The organism is Methylobacterium sp. J-118 (genome assembly GCF_057836565.1).
In genome coordinates this window covers 4348227-4365772 of record NZ_JBYQFA010000001.1, presented here as the reverse complement: position 1 = coordinate 4365772, position 17546 = coordinate 4348227, and the positions used below count along the sequence as shown (strand labels likewise).

Below are 17546 nucleotides of genomic sequence, written 5' to 3'. Positions count from 1 at the left end.
ATGAGGGTGAGGATGGGATGAGCGGGTCGGCGCTGAGACTCCCCAAACGTTAGGTCCGAAACGATGCGCCTGCTCCGCCTCTGGCCCGATGAATCGCATTTCGACTTCATGCGATTCCGGCGCTTCACCTTCCCGCTCTCGGCGGTGCTCTCGCTCGCCACCGTGGTGCTGTTCCTGACCGTCGGGCTGAACTTCGGCATCGACTTCAAGGGCGGCACCCTGGTGGAGCTGCAGGCCAAGTCCGGCACCGCGGATGTCGCGGCGATCCGGCACACGGCCGTCGGCTTCGGCTACGGTGAGCCGGAGGTGCAGGAACTCGGCAACCAGGGCACCGTGCTGGTCCGCCTGCCGCTCCAGCCCGGCGAGCAGGGCCAGACCGCGGTGATGAACAAGGCCCACGCCGCCTTCGACCAGGATTACGATTTCCGCCGCACCGAGACCGTCGGCCCGCGCGTCTCCGGCGAACTGGTCCAGTCCGGCACGCTCGGCGTCGTGCTCTCGGTCGTGGCGGTGCTGCTCTACCTCTGGTTCCGGTTCGAGCGGGAGCTGGCGCTCGGCGCCATCGTGGGCACGCTCCACGACATCGTGCTCACCGTGGGTGTGTTCATCATCACCCGGATCGAGTTCAACATGACCTCGATCGCCGCGATCCTGACCATCGTCGGCTACTCGCTCAACGAGACCGTGGTGGTGTTCGACCGGACCCGCGAGCTGATGCGCCGGTACAAGACCATCCCGACCGTCGACCTGCTAAACCTGTCGATCAACTCGACCATGTCGCGCACGGTGATGACCTCGATCTCCTCGGGCCTGTCGCTGCTGGCGCTGGTCCTGTTCGGCGGCGAGGCGATCAAGGGTTTTGCCACCGTGATGCTCTGCGGCGTCCTGATCTGCACCTACTCGGCGATCTTCATCTCGACGCCGGTGCTGATCTATCTGGGCCTGATACTCTCCGGCGCCCGCGCGGCCGCCGAGCGCGCCAGCGTCCCCCAACCGGCGGAGTAGCGTGTTTCGGACATGGCCGAGCAGGAGACCTCGAACGGCTTCGAATCCGGCTTCGTGCCCGGGCGCCACATCATCGACACCTACGGCAACGGCGGCTTCCGCTTCGCCGGGATGTCGCATCGGGGCTCGATCCTGCTCCTGCCCTCGGGGGTGCGCGCCTGGGACGTGACCGCACCCCGGGCGATCGACCGGACGGCCCTGCGCCCGGTCCAGGCTGAGGCCGCCGGAATCGAGCTGCTGCTGGTCGGCACCGGTCTCGACATCGCGGCGATCGACCCGAGCCTACGCGGCTGGCTCAAGGATTTCGGCGTCGGCCTCGACGTGATGCAGACCGGCGCCGCCGCCCGCACCTACAACATTCTGGTGGCCGAGAACCGCAAGGTCGCGGCCGCCCTGATCGTGGTCGATTGATGCCGGAGGTCGGCGACAAGCCCGCGGAGAGCGGCTTGGCCTTCGCACAGTCCCATTGCGAGCAGCTTGTCCGGGAGGGCGACCCCGACCGCTACTACGCGACCCTGTTCGCCCCGGCCGCCGCCCGCCCGCACCTCTTCGCGCTCTACGCCTTCAGCCTGACCGTCGCCCGGGTGCGCGAGGCCGCCTCGAACCCGATGGCCGGCGAGATCCGCCTGCAATGGTGGCGCGACGCCCTCCAGGGTGAGGCCCGGGGCGACGTCCGCGCCAACCCGGTGGCGGCCGCCCTCGAAGAGGCGATCCGCGTGAACCGCCTCGGCCGCCAGCCCTTCGTGGACCTGATCGACGCGCGGGTGTTCGACCTCTACGAGGACCCGATGCCCCGGGTGAACGACCTGGAGGGCTATTGCGGCGAGACCGCCTCGGCCCTGTTCCGGCTGGCGAGCCTCGTGATCGGCACCGGCGCCGAGCCGGGCGGCGCCGGTGCGGCCGGGCATGCCGGCGTCGCCTACGGGATCACCGGGCTGCTGCGCGCCCTGCCCTGGCACGCCCGTTCGGGCCAGGTCTACCTGCCCTCCGACATCCTCGGCCGCTACGGTGTCACCCGCGAAGACATCACCAGCGGCCGTGGCGGCCCGGGCCTGCGCCGAGCCTGCGCCGAGCTGCGCGACCTCGCCCGGACCCATCTCACAGCGTTCGAGGCCGCCCGCCCGGCCATCGCGCCGCTCGCCGGCACGGCATTCCTGCCGGTGGCCCTGGTCGAACCCTACCTCGCCGCCATGGAGCGGGCCTCCTACGACCCGCTCAACACGCTCATCGACCTCCCGCGCTGGCGGCGGCTGTGGCGACTGTGGCGGGCGTCCCGGCGGATCGGGTGAGCGCCTTCGGAGGTCCCACTTCCCGCCCCAACCTGAGATGCCCAGCGGTCGAACATCGCCGCCGGGCGTCGGAGGAGCCCTCCAGGAATCGCCGCGATACCCCGGGGGGGGCCTTCGACGCTGAAGCCACGCTTCGGCATCTCGGGATGAGGGGGGGATTTGGAGATCCGGATTTCTTGGTCGTCTCCGATGGTAAGGCCCACACCGTCCCTTCGAGCATAGCGAGGCAAGCCACGGCAACGCGCGATCTCAGAACGTCGGCGTTTCCCTGTGTCGCGTCGCCGTGCCCAATGACGGCACGAAGCAGGCGGCCTTACAGCACCCGCGCCAGCCCCGGCACCAGCGCCCCTAAACGCGTCGGCGGGCCGAGTTCCGGTTCAGCCTCGGGGGTCGCCAGGGTCGCGATCCGGCATCGGCCGCCCTGGGTGAGGCCCGTCACCAGCCGTCCGCCCGGTTCCAGGGCGGCGCGCCAGTGCGGCGGGATCGCGTCGACGCTGCCCTGGACCAGGATGCGGTCGAAACCCCCGTCCGGCAGCTCCGGGGCGAGACCGTCGGCCCGGACGACATGCACCTCCGACAGGGCGGCGAGCCGCGCCGCGGCGTCGGCGGCGAGGGTGGCGTAGCGCTCCAAACTCAGAACCGCGCCGGCCCCGAGCCGGGCGAGCAGCGCCGTCACGTAGCCCGAGCCGGTGCCGATCTCCAGGACACGCTGGCCGGCCTCGAGCCGCAGCAGCGCCAGCATCACCGCCACCGTCGAAGGCGCCGTCATGGACGCGCCGCAGGGCAGCGGCAGGCCGATGTCCCGCCGCGCGTGATCCCGATGCCGGGGCGGCGCGAAGGCCTCCCGCGGCACCTGCTCCATCGCCCGGAGCACCGCGGTGTCCCGCAGGCCCCGGCCCCGGAGCGCCATCACGAAGGCCGCGTTCCCGGCAGCCGCCTCCAGGCTGCCGAGGTCGATCACGCGTCGAAGGCCTGGGCGAAGCGCGTCAGCGTCGGCTCGTCGGTGAGGTCGAGGCGCAGGGGCGTCACCGAGATGCGTTTCTCGGCGATGGCCTTCAGGTCCGAGCCGTGGCCCGGCTCGAACCGGGCCTTGGCGAAGGCCAGCCAGAAATACGGGTTGCCGCGCCCGTCGACCCGGGCGTCGATCGACAGCAGCGCCTGATTGCGGAACCCCTGCGCCGCCACCGCGATGCCCTGCACGGCGTCGGGCTCGCAATCGGGGAAATTGACGTTGACCAGGATGCCGGGCTCGATCCCGGTCTCAAGGATCTTGCGCACCACCGTCGGCCCGTGCGTCCGGGCGCAGTCCCATTTGAGGGCGCCGCGCCCGCCCGCCCCGTAGGCCTGGCTCATCGCGATGGAGCGGATGCCCAGGATCGTCCCCTCCATGGCGGCCGCGATGGTGCCCGAATAGGTCACATCCTCGGCGACGTTCTGGCCGCGATTGACCCCCGACAGGACGAGGTCCGGCCCGTGCTCGGCCAGGATGTGGCGCACGCCCAGGATCACGCAGTCGGAGGGCGTGCCCTTGACGGCGAAGCGCTGCTCCGAGACCGGCCGCAGGCGCAGAGGGTCGTTGAGGGACAGCGAGTGCGACACGCCGGACTGGTCGCTCTCCGGCGCCACCACCCAGACGTCGTCGGACAGCTCCCGGGCGATCTCCTCCAGGGTGGCGAGCCCCGGCGCGTGGATGCCGTCGTCGTTCGTGACCAGGATGCGCATCAGCGGGCCCCTTCGATCCGGTTGAGCCCGCCCATGTAGGGCTGGAGCACCGACGGGATCGTGATGCTCCCGTCCGGGTTCTGGTAGTTCTCCATCACGGCGATGAGCGCGCGGCCGACCGCGACCCCCGAGCCGTTGAGGGTGTGGACATAGGCGGGCTTGCCGTCCTTGCCCCGGTAACGGGCGTTCATCCGCCGGGCCTGGAACTCGCCGCAGACGGAACACGACGAGATCTCGCGGTGCGTGCGCTGGCCCGGCACCCAGACCTCGATGTCGTAGGTTTTCTGGCTCGCGAAGCCCATGTCGCCGGTGCACAGCGTCATCACCCGGTACGGCAGATCCAGCTTCTTCAGGACCGCCTCCGCGCAGGTGAGCATCCGCTCGTGCTCGTTGACGGATTCCTCCGGCGTCGTGATCGAGACCAGCTCGACCTTGTTGAACTGGTGCTGGCGCAGCATGCCGCGGGTATCCCGCCCCGCCGCCCCGGCCTCGGCCCGGAAGCAGGGGGTGAGCGCGGTGAAGCGGAGGGGGAGTTCGTCCGCGGAAAGAATCGACTCGCGGACGAGGTTCGTCAGCGGGACCTCGGCGGTGGGGATGAGCCAAAGGCGGCCAAACAGATCGCTTGGGAGCTCGGTCTCGCTCACGAACGATAATGGTGCCTCAACAAATGCCCGGGCCTCGTCAAAGCCATCCTGAACTGCCTTATCGAGAGCAAAAGTCCCTCCATTGCGGACAGCATGGAGATAAGAATCTCGCAAACCCGCCCCGCTCTGAATAGCAAATTGGTCATCGAAAAATTTCGGCAGCTGTGCCGTGCCGAACATGGCGGCGTCGCGCACCAGCACCGGCGGCGCGACTTCCAAATACCCGTGCTCCTGCGTGTGCAGGTCGAGCATGAACTGGCCGAGCGCGCGCTCCAGCCGGGCGAGCTGGCCCTTCAGCACCACGAAGCGCGAGCCCGACAGCTTGGCCGCCGCCTCGAAATCCATCAGCCCGGCAGCCTCGCCGAGCTCGAAATGCTCGCGGCCCTCGGTCAGCCGCTCGCGGGTCGAGGCGTGGCTGCGATAGAGGACGTTGCCGTGCTCGTCCGCGCCGTCCGGCACGTCGGCCTTGGGCCGGTTCGGGATCGCGGCGAGTTTTTCGGCCAGCGCCGCGTCCGCCCCGTCCTGCGCCGCCTTCAGTTCCGGCTCGGCGCTTTTCAGCGCGGCGACCTCCGCCATCAGGGCGGCGGCGCGGTCCTCGTCCTTCGCCTTCTTGGCGCCGCCGATCTCCTTGGCCATTGCGTTGCGCCGCTCCTGGTTGGCCTGCGCGGCCGAGACCGCCGACTTCCGCGCCTCGTCGAGGGCGATCAGCGCGGCCGAGAGCGGCGCGAGGCCCCGGCGGGCGAGGTCGCGGTCGAAGGCGTCCGGGTTGTCCCGGATGGCGCGGATGTCGTGCATGGACTCGGCTCGGGTCGTCGGCGCGGCGTCGGCGCGCGGGCCCCGCTTTGCCGCATCGCGTCCGGTGGGACAAGCGCGAGGGCGTCAGGCCTTCGGGGGCGCGATCTTGAGCTGATCGATCGCCCAGAGCCAGGTGCCGTCCGCCTGCTCCCGGGCGAGCTCCACCGACAGTGCCCCGTTGGGCAGCAGCGCGAAGGTCATGGCGAGGGGACCGTTGCGCAGGGGCGGCAGCGTCTCCGGCAACGCGAAGTCGGATTTCCGCGCCAGGAGGTCGGCGTAGAAGCGCCGGATCTCGGCATGGCCGGTGGCCACGACCCGGCCGGCAGCCAGCACTGCGTCGGGCTCGTAGAGGGCGACGAGACCCTCGACGTCGCCCGCATTGGCCCGGCGGTTGAACAATCCGGCCAGCGCCTCCGGCGCGCGGGCGGGCTCTCGCGTCTCATCCGACATGGCGTCTCCTCGTCCGGTCGCCGCGACCGGTTCGTGCTGCGGGAATGCGCCGGGTGGCCGTTCTTTCCGCGGGGCGGGTCATTTCAGGCGCGTGCCGTCGCGATCCGTCACCGAGACGGCCACCGGGATCCCGGCCTTCACGCTCTCCGAGACGGTGCAGAACCGCTCGAACTGCTCCAGGACCCGGTCGATCCGCGGCATCTCCGCGATCGCAGCGCCGAGCCGGATGCGCACGTCGATCCCGGCGAGGCGGAGACGGCCCTCGGCGTTACGCGCCACCCGGCATTCCGCCTCGGCGGCGACGCCCCGCGCATCCTGCCTGAATTTGCCCAGGGCGAAGACCAGGCTGGCGCAGAGGCAGTTCGCCACGCCGGAGATCAGCAGCTGCTCGGGGACGGGCCCGGTCCCGCCGCCGATCGGAGTCGCCTCGTCGGTGAGCAGGTCGGGCAGGGCGGCGCCGAAATCGACGGTGAAGACGTAAGCCCCGACCTGAGTGATCCGGATCGTCGGTCCCGCGTCCATCGGCGCCCTCCCGGGCTCCCGCCCTCGCGGAGGATCCAACGCCCGATCCGGGGCCGCGTTCGGCACCGGGTCGAAGCCATCGTCGGCCGGGTGATTTCCGCAGCCGAACGCCGTAGTACGGTCGCGCGACAGAACCGGCAGCGAACCCCCCGATCCGATGACGAGCCCCGCGACCCTCGACACCCTGATGCCGCTCCTGGAGCGCATCGCCGCCGCGCTGGAGCGGGCCGCCCCCCCTGCCCCGCCTGCCTTCGACCCCGACGCGGCCGACGCCTTCCTGTGGGGCCCGGAGCGCCGGCTCACCCCGGTGCCCCAGGTGGCCCGGGTGGAGATGGGGCTGCTCACCGGCATCGACCGGGCGCGCGACACCCTGGTGGAGAATACCGAGCGCTTCGCCCGGGGCCTGCCGGCCAACAACGCCCTGCTGTGGGGCGCCCGCGGCATGGGCAAGTCCTCCCTGGTCAAGGCGGCGCATGCCGAGATCAACGCCCGCCGCCCCGCGGGCAGCCGGCCGATGAAGCTCGTGGAGATCCACCGCGAGGACATCGAGGCCCTGCCGGACCTGATGGCCCTGCTCCGGCCGGACCCGCATCGCTGGCTCGTCTACTGCGACGACCTCTCCTTCGACGGCGACGACACCTCCTACAAGTCGCTCAAGACCGCGCTCGACGGCGGCATCGAGGGCCGACCGGCCAACGTCCTGTTCTACGCCACGTCCAACCGCCGCCACCTGCTCGCCCGCGACATGGTCGAGAACGAGCGCTCGACCGCGATCAACCCCGGCGAGGCGGTGGAGGAGAAGGTCTCGCTCTCGGACCGGTTCGGCCTCTGGCTCGGCTTCCACAAATGCAGCCAGGACGAGTATCTGGCGATGATCCGCGCCTATGCCGACCGCTACGGCCTGGACCTGCCGCCGGAGCGGCTGCGCGCCGAGGCGCTGGAATGGGCGACCACCCGGGGCTCCCGCTCGGGCCGCACCGCCTTCCAGTTCATCCAGGATCTGGCGGGGCGGCTGGGCAAGGTGATGGATTGAGACGGCGAGCCGGCTCGACGCGCGAAATCCAACGCTCACCCACGTCCTGTTCCAAGCTCACCCTCCTTCGAGGTCTCCGCCGCGCTCCGGCGCCTCGGGATGGCGGCGTGGATGGGAAGGACCCCTCCGATGCGCGCTTGATCCGGATCGCGCTCCACCGTCGCGTCTCAGAAATCGACCGCGGCCGACAACCACACCGTCCGCGGCGCCCCGAGGATGAAAGCGCCGTTCGGGTTGCCGATCCAGAAGTGGTTGTCGGCGACGTTCGTCACGGTCGCGCGCAGCGTGACCGGCTTGTCCTGCATCAGGGTCGCGTAGCGCAGGCCGAGATCCACCGTCGTCCAATCGGGGATCTTCGAGAAGGCGGCGGCGGTCAGGGTCGTGCCGACGTAGGACTGGCCGGTGTAGACCACCGTGGCGAGGGCCGTGAGACCGCGCAGGAACGGCGTGTCCCATTCGAGCCCGGTGGTCGCCTGGAAGCGCGGTGCGCCGGTGGCGGGGTTGCCGTCGTAGAGGCCGCCCCGGGTCCGGCGCCAGCGGGCATCGAGCAGGGTCGCGCCGGCGATGACGCGCAGGTCCGCGGCGATCTCGCCGAAGACCGTCGCCTCGAAACCGCGGTTGCGCTGGCTGCCGCCGACCCCGAAGGTGTTGGTCAGGGCGTCGATGCTGCCGGCCGGCTGGGTGATCTGGAAGGCGGCGAGGGTCGCCCCGAAGGTCTTGAAGTCGAGCTTCGCGCCGATCTCGTATTGCCGCGACCGGGCCGGTGCGAAGGTCTGGGTGCTGTTGATCGCGCTGCCGGGCGCCCGCAGAGCCGTCAGGCCCTGAACGGCGTTGGCGTAGAGCGCGAGCGCCTCGGTCGGCCGCACCACGAGGCCGAAGGCCGGGGTCGTCGCGGTCTTGTCGTAGGCGGTGCTCAGGAGGCCCGTGGTCGGCGCGTAATTGCCGAGCTCGATCTCCTGCCGCCGCGCCCCGATCATGAACTCGACGAGGCCGTCGGCGACCGACATCGTGTCGGCCACGGCGTAGCTCGTCATCCGGTCGTAGCTCGCTCGGCCGCGGGGATAGGTGCCGTTTGGCTTCGGTTGCCCCGGCCAAGCCAGGCGGACCGGCGCGTAGAGGTTCGACGCGTAGTCCGGATAGGTGATCTGGCCGAGCGTCAGATCCTGGTCGAGGCGCGTCGTGGTGAACACGGCCTCGTGCCGGATCCAGCCCGTGTCGAACCGCGCCCGGGCCCCCGCCTCCCCCGACAGCGTCGCGGTATCGCCGGTCTGGAAGACCGAGTTGACCGTGGTGGTGCCGCGGGCATCCAGGAGCGTGAAGGCGGGATTCTCCCGCTTGGCGTAGCTGAAGCGGTTGGCGCCGAGGGCCGCGAACAGCGTGATGTCCGAGGTCAGGTCGAATTCCGCCCGCCCGAGCCCGGTGAGGCTGTCGGCCCGGGAGAAGTCGAAGCGCTGGGACATGTTCCGGCGCGGGTCGGGCGCCCTGGGGATGCGCAGGCCCGGCACCGGGTTACCGCCCCGGGTCTGGCTGTCATAGGCATCGTGCTGATAGATGACGTCGGCGTAGAGCCGGAGCCGGTCGCCGGTATAGTCGAGGGCCAGCGAGCCGACGCCGTTGCGCTGTCCGGTATGGTCGATCGGCGTCTCGCCGCCGATCCCCGCGCCGTTGATGCGGATGCCGATCTCATGTCCCTCGCCGTAGCGCCGCGCCACGTCGAACCCGCCCCCGCCGCGGGTGGTCGACACGTAGTCGACGCCCGCCCGCGTCAGCGGCGCGTCGCCCGCGCGCTTGGTGACGACGTTCACCGTGCCGGCGACGCTGCCTAAGATCGGCGTGCCGAACAGGAACGCCGCCGGACCCTTGAGCACCTCGACGCGCTCGAGGGGGGCTGGGTCGATCCGGTAGTCCGGCACGAGGCCGTACAGCCCGTTCAGGGCGAACTCCCGGTTGTCGACCCGAAAGCCGCGGATGTTCAGCGCGTCGTAGCGGTTGCCGCTGCCGATCGCGGCGCGGACCGAGGGGTCGGTGCGGGTCAGGAGGTCGCCGACGCTGATCGCCTGCGTGTCGCGGATGGTCGTCTCGGTGTAGCTCGCCGTGCCGAACGGCGTCTCCATGTAGTCCCGGTTGCCGAGCAGGCCGAGTCGGCCGCCGCGGGCCACCTGGGCGCCGGCAAAGGCGGGCGGCAAATCGCCCGCCCTCGCGGGGCCGCGCGCCTCCACGGACAGCGTATCGAGCCGGACCGAGGCGCCGGCCTCGTCGCCGGGCGCGGTCTCGGCCCGAGCCGCGGGCGCGATGGCCGCGACGCCCGTCAACAGCATGGCGCACCGCAAAAACCGTTTGCCTCGCGTCCTTGCGAAGTCGTTTATGGATTTCGGCGCAATTTCGCGCTGCATGTCGTCTCGCAATTCAATGCAGAAGTTCGGCCAAGGATTTTTTTGATGCTGCGACCTTGATCTTATCGGCCGGTATCAGCCCATATCCGGTCCGGCAAGATAAAAAACCTAGATTTTATTCAATCAAAAAACGAAAGACGGAGAGTTATGGAGCAATAATTTGATCAAAATTGAACTTTGAAAGAGATTAATACTGAAAAAAACAACGAGACTGCAGCGATACCAATCGTCGAATTGCTTTGGCGCATCGATCCGAAAAAGCAGCAAGCGGGATCAGACGCTCGATCGTGGTGACGCCTCGCGATGTCTCGAAGGCCGGCACTGCCCCTCGGGGCGACGCATTGTGAGATGGGGGATCATGGTCCCAACCCCGGAGGCCGGCGGATGGGCCGGCCCGACGCATCGGATGCCGCTTGGCGGTGGCGGGGACGACACGAGGCGGCCTCGGCGCACCCGGGGGCCGGATCCGGTCGGGCGATGGATCGCCCGAGCCCAGCCGGCGGATCAGCGCCCGCTCGATCCGAACCCGTCCGATCCGCGCCCCGAGCCGGGGCCGGGGTCGCCCGCCAGCACGGTCAGCACCGGCCGGGCGATCCGCGTGAACACGAGCTGGGCGATCCGCTCGCCCGGCTCGATCCGGACCGGGTCCGCCGGGTCCCGGTTCCAGGCGGAGATCAGGAGCGGCCCCTCGTAATCCGCGTCGATGACGCCGGTGCCGTTGCCCAGGACCAGCCCCTCGCGGTGGCCGCGCCCGGAGCGCGGAAACACCAGCCCGCACCAGGCCGGATCGCGGATCAGCACGCAGAACCCCGCCGGGATCAGCACCGGCCGGCTCCGGGGCTCCAGGACCAGGGGCGCGTCCAGGCAGGCATGCAGGTCGAGACCCGCCGCGGCGGCGGATCCCCAGCACGGAAAGCCCCAGCCCGGCAGCCGCGGGTCGAGGAGGCGCAGGCCGATTTCGGGCAGGTTCACGTGGGGCAGGTCGCTCACGCGCCGAGCCGCGCGATCGCGTCGGCGAGGGCCAGTGTCCGCCGGGCCGCCTCGACGTGGAGGCGCTCGATCATCCTGCCATCCACCGCGACGACACCGCGGGTGCGGTTCTCCGGCGCTTCGAAGACATCCATCAGGCGGCGCGCCTGCGCGATCGCGTCGGCACCCGGCCCGAAGGCGGTGTTGGCCGGGCCGATCTGGTTCGGATGGATCAGCATCTTGCCGTCGAAGCCGAGGTCCCGCCCCTGGGCGCACTCGGCTTCGAAGCCGGCCGCATCGTGGAGGTCGGTGAAGACGCCGTCGATCGCCTCGATCTCGTAGGCCCGGGCGGCGGCGAGCACGGTCATCAGCCAGGGGACGAGGGCCGCGCGCCCCGGCGGCGGGATCCGGGCCGCCTTCAGCAGATCGTTCGGGCCGATCACCAGGGCCGCGAGCCGCCCGTCGACGTCCCGGGCCGCGCCGGCGATCTCGGCGGCGTTCACCACCGCCATCGGCGTCTCGATCATCGCCCAGACCCGGGTCGCCTGCGGCGCCCCGAGCCGGCGCAGGCGCGAGCCCACGGCGATCAGCGTGTCCGAACTGCGCACCTTCGGCACCAGGATCGCGTCCGGGGCGGCCGAAGCGAGGGCCACGAGATCGGCCTCGCCGTCCTCGGTCTCGGGCGGGTTGATCCGGACCACGACCTCGCGCCGTCCGAAGCCCCGGGCGGCCAAAGCGGCGGCGACCTGCACGCGGGCCGCTTCCTTGGCCGCCGGAGCGGTCCCGTCCTCCAGGTCGATCAGGATCACGTCGGCGGGGAGCGTCCGCGCCTTTTCCAGCGCCCGGGCGTTGGAGCCGGGCATCGCCAGGACGCTGCGGCGGGGACGGATCTCGCTCATCACGCTATTCCCGGATCGGCGGCGACGCGCACGCGCTGCGGATAGCCGTCCGCGCCGACCCGGACAAGGACGCAGCGCGGGCGGGGTTCCACGGGGAGAGGATCGCGATGGCGCGGTGGGTGGCGGGGCTGGACGGCTGCCGGGGGGCCTGGGCGGGGGCGCTGATCGATCTCGACGACCCCACCCGGCACCGCTGCGCCCTATTCCCGGACGTGGCCGCCCTCCTCGATGGGCCGGAACGCCCCCTCGTGATCGGGATTGACGTCCCGATCGGCCTCCCCGACCGGATCCTCGGCGGCGGCCGCTCCGCCGACCGGGCCGCGCGCGCCCGTCTGGGACCGGGGCGCGCCTCGGTCTTCCCGATGCCGTCCCGGGCGGCCGTCTACGCGCCCGATTACGAGGCCGCCAAGGCCGCCGCGCGGGCCTCGAGCGATCCGCCCTTCGCGCCCTCGATCCAGGGCTACAACATCTTCCGCTACGTCCGCGCGGTCGACGGGCTCCTGCGGGCCCGGCCGGAGCTGCGCGACCGCGTCCATGAGGTCCACCCGGAGGTGGCCTTCCACGCCCTCAACGGCGGTCGGCCGCTCGGCCTACCCAAGAAGGGACCCCGCGCCCGGGACGGGCTCGACCTGCGGCGGAAGCTCCTCGCCGCCGCGGGCCTGCCCGGCGCCTTGATCGGCCTCCGGACCCGGGGCGTCCCGGAGGACGATCACCTCGACGCCCTGGCGGCCCTGGTCGTGGCCCGCGACATCCTCGCCGGCCGCGCCGTGCCGCTCCCGGAGGCGCCGGAGCGCGACGCGTACGGCCTGCCGGTGGTGATCTGGGCGCCGGCCGAGCGGCGCGATGGGCCCGAGACGCCGTAGGGCCGGCCTTTCGCGCGCGACGCGAGTGTCCATCCGCGCCCTGGCGCGCTAGCTGTCTCCCCATGAGCGCATCCTCGCCCCTTCCGATTCGCCACGTGGCCCGGGCGATCGTCCTCGATCCGGAGGACCGGATCCTGCTGATCGCCTACGCTTCGGTCCACGCCAAGGGACCGGACGGCGCGCCGCTCCGGTTCTGGTTCATGCCCGGCGGTGGCCTGGAGCCCGGCGAGGACCACGTCACCGCCTGCCGCCGGGAGCTGGAGGAGGAGATCGGCCGCGGCGACGCCGCGATCGGCCCGCAGGTCGCCGCCTGCGACGGCCCGTTCCACCTGTTCCGCCAGCCCCGGGATGCCCGCGAACGCTATTTCCTCGTCCGCCTGCCCGACGATCGGGTCGATACCGGCCGGCTGGCCGAGACCGAGGACAACCCGGTGCTCGGCACCCGCTGGTGGCCGATCGCGGAACTGCGGGCGAGCGGCGAACGGGTCGAGCCGGCCGGCCTCGCCGATCTGGCGGCCGATCTCGCCCGCGGGATTATGCCCGCCGCGCCCCGCGTTCTGGCATGGCGACAACCCTGAACTCGGCCGCGCCGAGGCGAATGGTTCAACCGGAGGTGATGCGATGTTTCCCATATACCTGACTGAGGGCTACCGGTCGTTCCTGCAGGAGCGGTTTCCCTCCGAGCGCCGCCGCTTCGCGCAGCTGGCCGACTCGCAGAAGCCGGAGATCCTGGTCATCAGCTGCTGCGACAGCCGGGTCTCCCCCAGCGCGATCTTCGATGCCGGGCCGGGCGAGCTGTTCACGATCCGCAACGTCGCCAACCTCGTGCCGCCCTACATGCCGGACGAGCATTACCACGGCACCTCGGCGGCACTCGAATTCGCCGTCCAGGCCCTGGAGGTGAAGCACATCGTCGTGCTCGGCCACGCCACCTGCGGCGGCGTGAAGGCCTATGCCAACAGGGCCAAGCCGCTCTCCCCCGGCGATTTCATCGGCAAGTGGGTCTCCCTCGTGGGGCAGGCCGAGGCGAAGGCCGGCGATCCCGGGACGCCCGACTATCTCACCCGCCTGGAATACGCCGTCGTCGCGCAGGGGCTCGAGAACCTGATGACCTTCCCGTTCGTGAAGGAGCGGGTCGACGATGGCCGCCTCGAACTGCACGGGGCGCATTTCGGCGTGGCCAGCGGATCCCTGCTCGTGCGCGACGCGCAGACGGGGCAGTTCGTCTCGCCGATCGACCGGACCGGCCTTCCGGTCCGCTCGGTCGCCGCCATCGCGTGCGATTGAGACGCGCCGCGCGTGGAATCACGGATCGAGGTCTTGGCTCTTGCCCGGCGGCCCTCGCTTCGATTCCCGCGCGGGTGCGGGTATGTCCTCTCCCCGCAAGCAGGGCTACCGGATCCACACGGCTCAGTCTGACACCACCACCCTGGAAAAAAGAGCGCTTTTCCCCTCCCCCTTGCGGGGAGGGGCCAGGGGTGGGGGTGGTGCAGAAGGCACCGCACCGCACCATCCTGCACGACCCCCGCCGCCAACGCTTCCCCGCAAGGGCCACGGGCGACACAGGTTTAAGGCACGCGGCCCATGACGCAGCGCGACAGGCCCCCTCTCCCATACGGGAGAGGGGGCCCGCCCGAGATGCGGTGTCGAGAGGCCTCCCTCGAAGCCGGCCTCGCCGTGGACCGGACGCACGAAAAAGGGCGGCCCGCTCGCGCCGGCCGCCCATTCTTGGGGACCGGCCGGAGCCGTTCCCACGTTGAAGCGCTATGACTTACATCGCGCCCGGCAGGCGCTGGGCCTGGTCGTAGTGCATCTGCAGCGCCGGCAGGGCCTGCTGGGCGTAGTTGCGCAGGGCCGGGTTCGGGCCGCCCTGGGCGTAGGCCTGGGTCATCGCGATGGTCATCTGATGGGCCTGGATCTGCTGGGTCGCGTACAGCCGGTCGAAGCGCGGGCCGGCCGGGGTCGCCGACAGCTCGGACAGCATCGCCTGCTGCTCCGGATTCGGCGGCACGATCGTGGAGGCGCCGGTCGCCATCATCTCGCCGCGGCCGAGCTGACCGCCCGCCGCAGCCCCGTTCGCCGCACCGGCACCCGCGCCCTGGAGGCCGCCGACCGGACCGCCGGAGAGGGTACCGCCGACCACGCCGGTCGCCGCGCCCACGCCCGCGCCGACGGCGCTGCCCGCCACCGCGATCGGGGCCGTGATCAGGCCGCCGAGGCCCGGATCGCCGGCCGCCATGGCGCCGGACTGACCACCGGCGAGCGCCACATTGGCGGCGCGGTGATCGCGGATCACCTCCTGGGCGTAGGACCGGACCCGCGGGTTGCGCGACTTCGACAGGGCGATCTGCGACGACTGAACCTCGTAGGCGTTCGCCTGCATCGACTGCACGCGGAAGTCATTGGCGCTCTGCGCCAGAGCCGGGCTCGACAGGGTCAGGACCAGCGCGGAGGCGGCAGCGTAATTCTTCAGCATCAGGAACCTCGTTTCGGAATGGACGCGCGAACTGGCATGGGATGCCACATGCGGAGATCGAGAAACCTCTCGCCGAACGTTCGCGAATTGGTGCGTCAACGGGGCCATCGGCCTATGGTTCCTGTCGTTTTCGCTTCGGACCGTCGCCCCGGATGAGAATCTTGCGCCTCGCGACCCCGGGGGGTGGGACGACGCCGTGGCCCGGTCGCGGCTCGCCGGCGGCGCGACACCTTTCGCAGCTCGACCTGCGGCCGAGCGCCCGATGATCCTCGTCCCGATCCAAATCCTGCGCGCCCTCGCCGCCCTGATGGTGGTCTGGCACCATGCCCGGCACGAGGCGGGATTGTTGGCCGAGCGCGGCGCCGGCCGAGCCCTCGATCCCGGCACGCTTTTGCCCTGGTGGGGCGGCGTCGACCTGTTCTTCGTCATTTCCGGCTGCGTCATCGTCCTGGCGAGCGGGCGCCTGTTCCGGGTGCCCGGGGCCCGGGGCCGCTTCCTCGCCCACCGGATCGCCCGGGTCGTGCCGCTCTACTGGCTGGTGAGCCTCCTCTACCTCGCCCTCGCCCTGGCGCGACCCGATCTCCTCGGCGAGGCCGCCGCCCTGGTCCGCGAGCCCGCCGCGCTCCTGGCCGGCTTCCTGTTCTGGCCGGCCGCCCGGCCTGACGGCATCGTCCAGCCGCTCTACGGGCTGGGCTGGACCCTGAACTACGAGGCCTTCTTCTACGTTCTCTTCGCCGCCGGCCTCGGCCTCGGCCGGCGGGGCGCCGTTGCGTGGCTCGTCGCCGTCCTGGCGCTCCTCGTGGCCGCCGGGGCCGTCCTGCCGGACCTGCCCCTGCCCCTGCGGTTCTGGGCGAACCCGATCGTGCTCGAATTCGCCGCCGGCGCCGGCCTCGCCTTCGCCTATCGGGCGGGTGTCCGGCCAGCGCCGTCGGCCCGAATCGCCCTGGCGGTGCTCGGACTCCTCGGCCTGATCCTGGCGGCCCGCCTGCTCGCCGGACTCGGCGAGGCCGACGGCGTCCTGCGCCCGCTCCTCGTCGGGGTGCCGGCGGCCCTGCTCGTGGCGGCCGCCCTCGGGCCTGAGCGCGACGCCGCGCAGGTGGCGCGGCTGCCGGGCCCGAGGCGTGCCCTCGTGCATCTCGGGGACGCGTCCTACGCCCTCTACCTCGTGCATCCCTTCGCGCTGCGCCTCGTGCGCGAGGGTCTGCTCCGGCTCGGCGTCGCGCCCGCCCTGCACCCGTTCGGCGCCATGCTCCTGATGCTCGCGGCGGGCGTCGCGGCCGCCATCCTGGTCCACCGGTTCATCGAGAGGCCGCTGACCCGCCGTCTCCGGGGCTGGCTCGATCCCGGCGACGCGCGAAACCGTGTGCGCGCCGCGCCGGTCCCGGTTCCCCGCGGGGGCCGCCGGGATTAGGGCATCGTCCCGAACGGCGGCCGCCGGCTTTCGGAAAAGACGATGCGGCTCAGAAAGCTACGCATCGTGCCGGTTCCGGTATCCGGGCCGATGCGCTAGCCTCGCCCCCGAGGAGGACATTGCCATGAAGACCCTGCTCGTTCCCGTCGCGATGCACGACGCCCTGCCCTCCGTGTTCGAGACGACGCGGCTCGCGGCGACGCGCTTCGGCAGCCTGATCGAGGGCGTGTCCCTGCGCCCCGCCCTGGCCGAGTACGTGCCGGTCGACATGGTCGGCGGCATGACTTGGCTGCGCGACGAGGAGGCCGACCGGGCCGAGGCCGAGGAGGCGGGCGGGCGCTTCGTCGCCTTCATGGATGCGGCCGGCATTCCCCGTCATGCCCGCGACGGGTTGTGCATACCGGAACGGGTGCCGGATGCCGGACCGCGCTACCGGTGGCGGCAGGACGTGCCGACCGGCGACGCCTTCCTGGGCCAGTATGCGCGGCTGTTCTCGGCGACGGTGGTCGGCCGCCCCGGTACCACCGACAACGCGCCCCGGATGACCACCTTCGAGACCGCCCTGTTCGAGAGCGGCCGCCCGATCCTCCTCGCCCCGCCGGCCCCGCCCGCGAGCCTCGGCACGGCGATCCTGGTCGCCTGGAACGGCTCCACCGAGACCGCCCGGGCCTTGGCCTTCGCGATGCCGTTCCTGCGCAAGGCCGAGCGCGTGCTGGTCCTCAGCGTCGAAGGCGGCATGGTGCCCGGGCCCACCGCCCAGGACCTTGCCCAGGCCCTCGCCTGCGAGGGTGTGGACGCCGCGCACCGCGCCCTGCCGGCAGGCCGGCGCGCCCCCGGCGAGACGTTCCTGGCCGAAGCCCAGGCCTTCGGTTGCGACCTGCTGATCAAGGGCGCCTACACCCAGAGCCGCCTGCGCCAGATGATCTTCGGCGGCGTCACCAGCCACGTGCTGGCGCATGCCGACATGCCGGTGCTGATGGCGCATTGAGCGTCCGGCGGCATCTGCGGGGAACGTCGGTGTTTGGCTTGGCGTTCGGCCCCCGCATCCGGACCGAACCATCAAGAAGGATCCCCG

The 17546-nt window shown here is 71.3% G+C and carries 18 protein-coding genes; 9 read left to right on the top strand and 9 right to left on the bottom strand.

The window, feature by feature from the left end; all coding sequences use genetic code 11:
* Positions 1 to 63: 63 nt before the first annotated feature.
* The 3 genes from secF to AC3IF3_RS21315 are packed head-to-tail and all read left to right on the top strand — an operon-like array spanning position 64 to position 2294.
* Entirely contained in the window at positions 64 to 1005 is a 942-nt protein-coding gene (gene secF / locus AC3IF3_RS21325) for a protein translocase subunit SecF (protein ID WP_489230245.1), read from the top strand.
* Between the two features lie 12 nt (positions 1006 to 1017).
* The gene (locus tag AC3IF3_RS21320) at positions 1018 to 1416 is read left to right on the top strand and encodes an Mth938-like domain-containing protein (protein WP_489218122.1); all 399 of its coding nucleotides are present in this window, start codon (positions 1018 to 1020) and stop codon (positions 1414 to 1416) included.
* Positions 1416 to 2294 (top strand): phytoene/squalene synthase family protein, encoded by an 879-nt coding sequence (locus AC3IF3_RS21315; protein ID WP_489230243.1) that lies wholly within the window; start codon positions 1416 to 1418, stop codon positions 2292 to 2294. The genes AC3IF3_RS21320 and AC3IF3_RS21315 overlap by 1 nt, the downstream gene beginning before the upstream one ends.
* 313 nt (positions 2295 to 2607) lie before the next feature.
* Here the strand turns inward: AC3IF3_RS21315 and AC3IF3_RS21310 are convergent, their stop codons facing one another.
* The 5 genes from AC3IF3_RS21310 to AC3IF3_RS21290 form a co-directional block, all read right to left on the bottom strand.
* Positions 2608 to 3255 carry a protein-L-isoaspartate O-methyltransferase family protein gene (locus AC3IF3_RS21310; RefSeq protein WP_489230242.1) on the bottom strand — a complete coding sequence of 216 codons (648 nt, stop codon included), beginning with the start codon at positions 3253 to 3255 and terminating at the stop codon, positions 2608 to 2610.
* Complete coding sequence (surE, locus tag AC3IF3_RS21305) at positions 3252 to 4016, bottom strand: 5'/3'-nucleotidase SurE (RefSeq protein ID WP_489230241.1); 765 nt, start codon at positions 4014 to 4016, stop codon at positions 3252 to 3254. Before surE ends, AC3IF3_RS21310 begins: the two co-directional genes overlap by 4 nt.
* Positions 4016 to 5455, bottom strand: coding sequence for a serine--tRNA ligase (gene serS, locus AC3IF3_RS21300; RefSeq protein ID WP_489230240.1), 1440 nt, complete (start codon positions 5453 to 5455; stop codon positions 4016 to 4018). The genes surE and serS overlap by 1 nt, the downstream gene beginning before the upstream one ends.
* Before the next feature lie 84 nt (positions 5456 to 5539).
* Positions 5540 to 5905, bottom strand: a complete 366-nt coding sequence (locus AC3IF3_RS21295) for a YybH family protein (protein ID WP_489230239.1) — start codon at positions 5903 to 5905, stop codon at positions 5540 to 5542.
* Positions 5906 to 5983: 78 nt separating this feature from the next.
* Positions 5984 to 6427 carry an OsmC family protein gene (locus tag AC3IF3_RS21290; RefSeq protein WP_489230238.1) on the bottom strand — a complete coding sequence of 148 codons (444 nt, stop codon included), beginning with the start codon at positions 6425 to 6427 and terminating at the stop codon, positions 5984 to 5986.
* A gap of 157 nt (positions 6428 to 6584) precedes the next feature.
* On the opposite strand from AC3IF3_RS21290, the gene AC3IF3_RS21285 reads away from it, so the two are divergent.
* On the top strand, positions 6585 to 7460 hold the full coding sequence (locus AC3IF3_RS21285) for an ATP-binding protein (protein ID WP_243968203.1): 876 nt from the start codon (positions 6585 to 6587) through the stop codon (positions 7458 to 7460).
* A 167-nt stretch (positions 7461 to 7627) separates the two neighbouring features.
* Here AC3IF3_RS21285 and AC3IF3_RS21280 read toward each other — a convergent pair whose 3' ends face one another.
* From AC3IF3_RS21280 to AC3IF3_RS21270, 3 genes are all read right to left on the bottom strand, one after another.
* On the bottom strand, positions 7628 to 9778 hold the full coding sequence (locus AC3IF3_RS21280) for a TonB-dependent receptor (RefSeq protein ID WP_489230237.1): 2151 nt from the start codon (positions 9776 to 9778) through the stop codon (positions 7628 to 7630).
* 579 nt (positions 9779 to 10357) lie between these two features.
* Positions 10358 to 10843, bottom strand: a complete 486-nt coding sequence (gene dut / locus AC3IF3_RS21275; protein WP_243968205.1) for a dUTP diphosphatase — start codon at positions 10841 to 10843, stop codon at positions 10358 to 10360.
* Positions 10840 to 11721: an HpcH/HpaI aldolase/citrate lyase family protein gene (locus AC3IF3_RS21270; protein ID WP_489230236.1), complete on the bottom strand. Its 882-nt coding sequence runs from the start codon at positions 11719 to 11721 to the stop codon at positions 10840 to 10842. Before AC3IF3_RS21270 ends, dut begins: the two co-directional genes overlap by 4 nt.
* A 107-nt stretch (positions 11722 to 11828) precedes the next feature.
* Here AC3IF3_RS21270 and AC3IF3_RS21265 point away from each other — a divergent pair, with 107 nt between their 5' ends.
* The 3 genes from AC3IF3_RS21265 to AC3IF3_RS21255 all read left to right on the top strand — a co-directional run bounded on the left by AC3IF3_RS21265 (position 11829) and on the right by AC3IF3_RS21255 (position 13871).
* The gene (locus AC3IF3_RS21265) at positions 11829 to 12584 is read left to right on the top strand and encodes a DUF429 domain-containing protein (RefSeq protein WP_489230235.1); all 756 of its coding nucleotides are present in this window, start codon (positions 11829 to 11831) and stop codon (positions 12582 to 12584) included.
* A gap of 62 nt (positions 12585 to 12646) precedes the next feature.
* Entirely contained in the window at positions 12647 to 13162 is a 516-nt protein-coding gene (locus AC3IF3_RS21260; RefSeq protein ID WP_489218112.1) for an NUDIX hydrolase, read from the top strand.
* Positions 13163 to 13205: 43 nt separating this feature from the next.
* Positions 13206 to 13871, top strand: a complete 666-nt coding sequence (locus AC3IF3_RS21255) for a carbonic anhydrase (protein ID WP_489230234.1) — start codon at positions 13206 to 13208, stop codon at positions 13869 to 13871.
* A 484-nt stretch (positions 13872 to 14355) separates the two neighbouring features.
* On the opposite strand, the gene AC3IF3_RS21250 is transcribed toward AC3IF3_RS21255, so the two are convergent.
* Positions 14356 to 15060: a DUF4142 domain-containing protein gene (locus AC3IF3_RS21250; RefSeq protein WP_489230233.1), complete on the bottom strand. Its 705-nt coding sequence runs from the start codon at positions 15058 to 15060 to the stop codon at positions 14356 to 14358.
* A gap of 262 nt (positions 15061 to 15322) precedes the next feature.
* Between AC3IF3_RS21250 and AC3IF3_RS21245 the strand changes: the two genes are divergently transcribed.
* On the top strand, positions 15323 to 16471 hold the full coding sequence (locus tag AC3IF3_RS21245) for an acyltransferase family protein (RefSeq protein WP_489230231.1): 1149 nt from the start codon (positions 15323 to 15325) through the stop codon (positions 16469 to 16471).
* 124 nt (positions 16472 to 16595) lie between these two features.
* Positions 16596 to 17459 (top strand): universal stress protein, encoded by an 864-nt coding sequence (locus tag AC3IF3_RS21240; RefSeq protein WP_243968214.1) that lies wholly within the window; start codon positions 16596 to 16598, stop codon positions 17457 to 17459.
* Positions 17460 to 17546 lie beyond the last annotated feature (87 nt).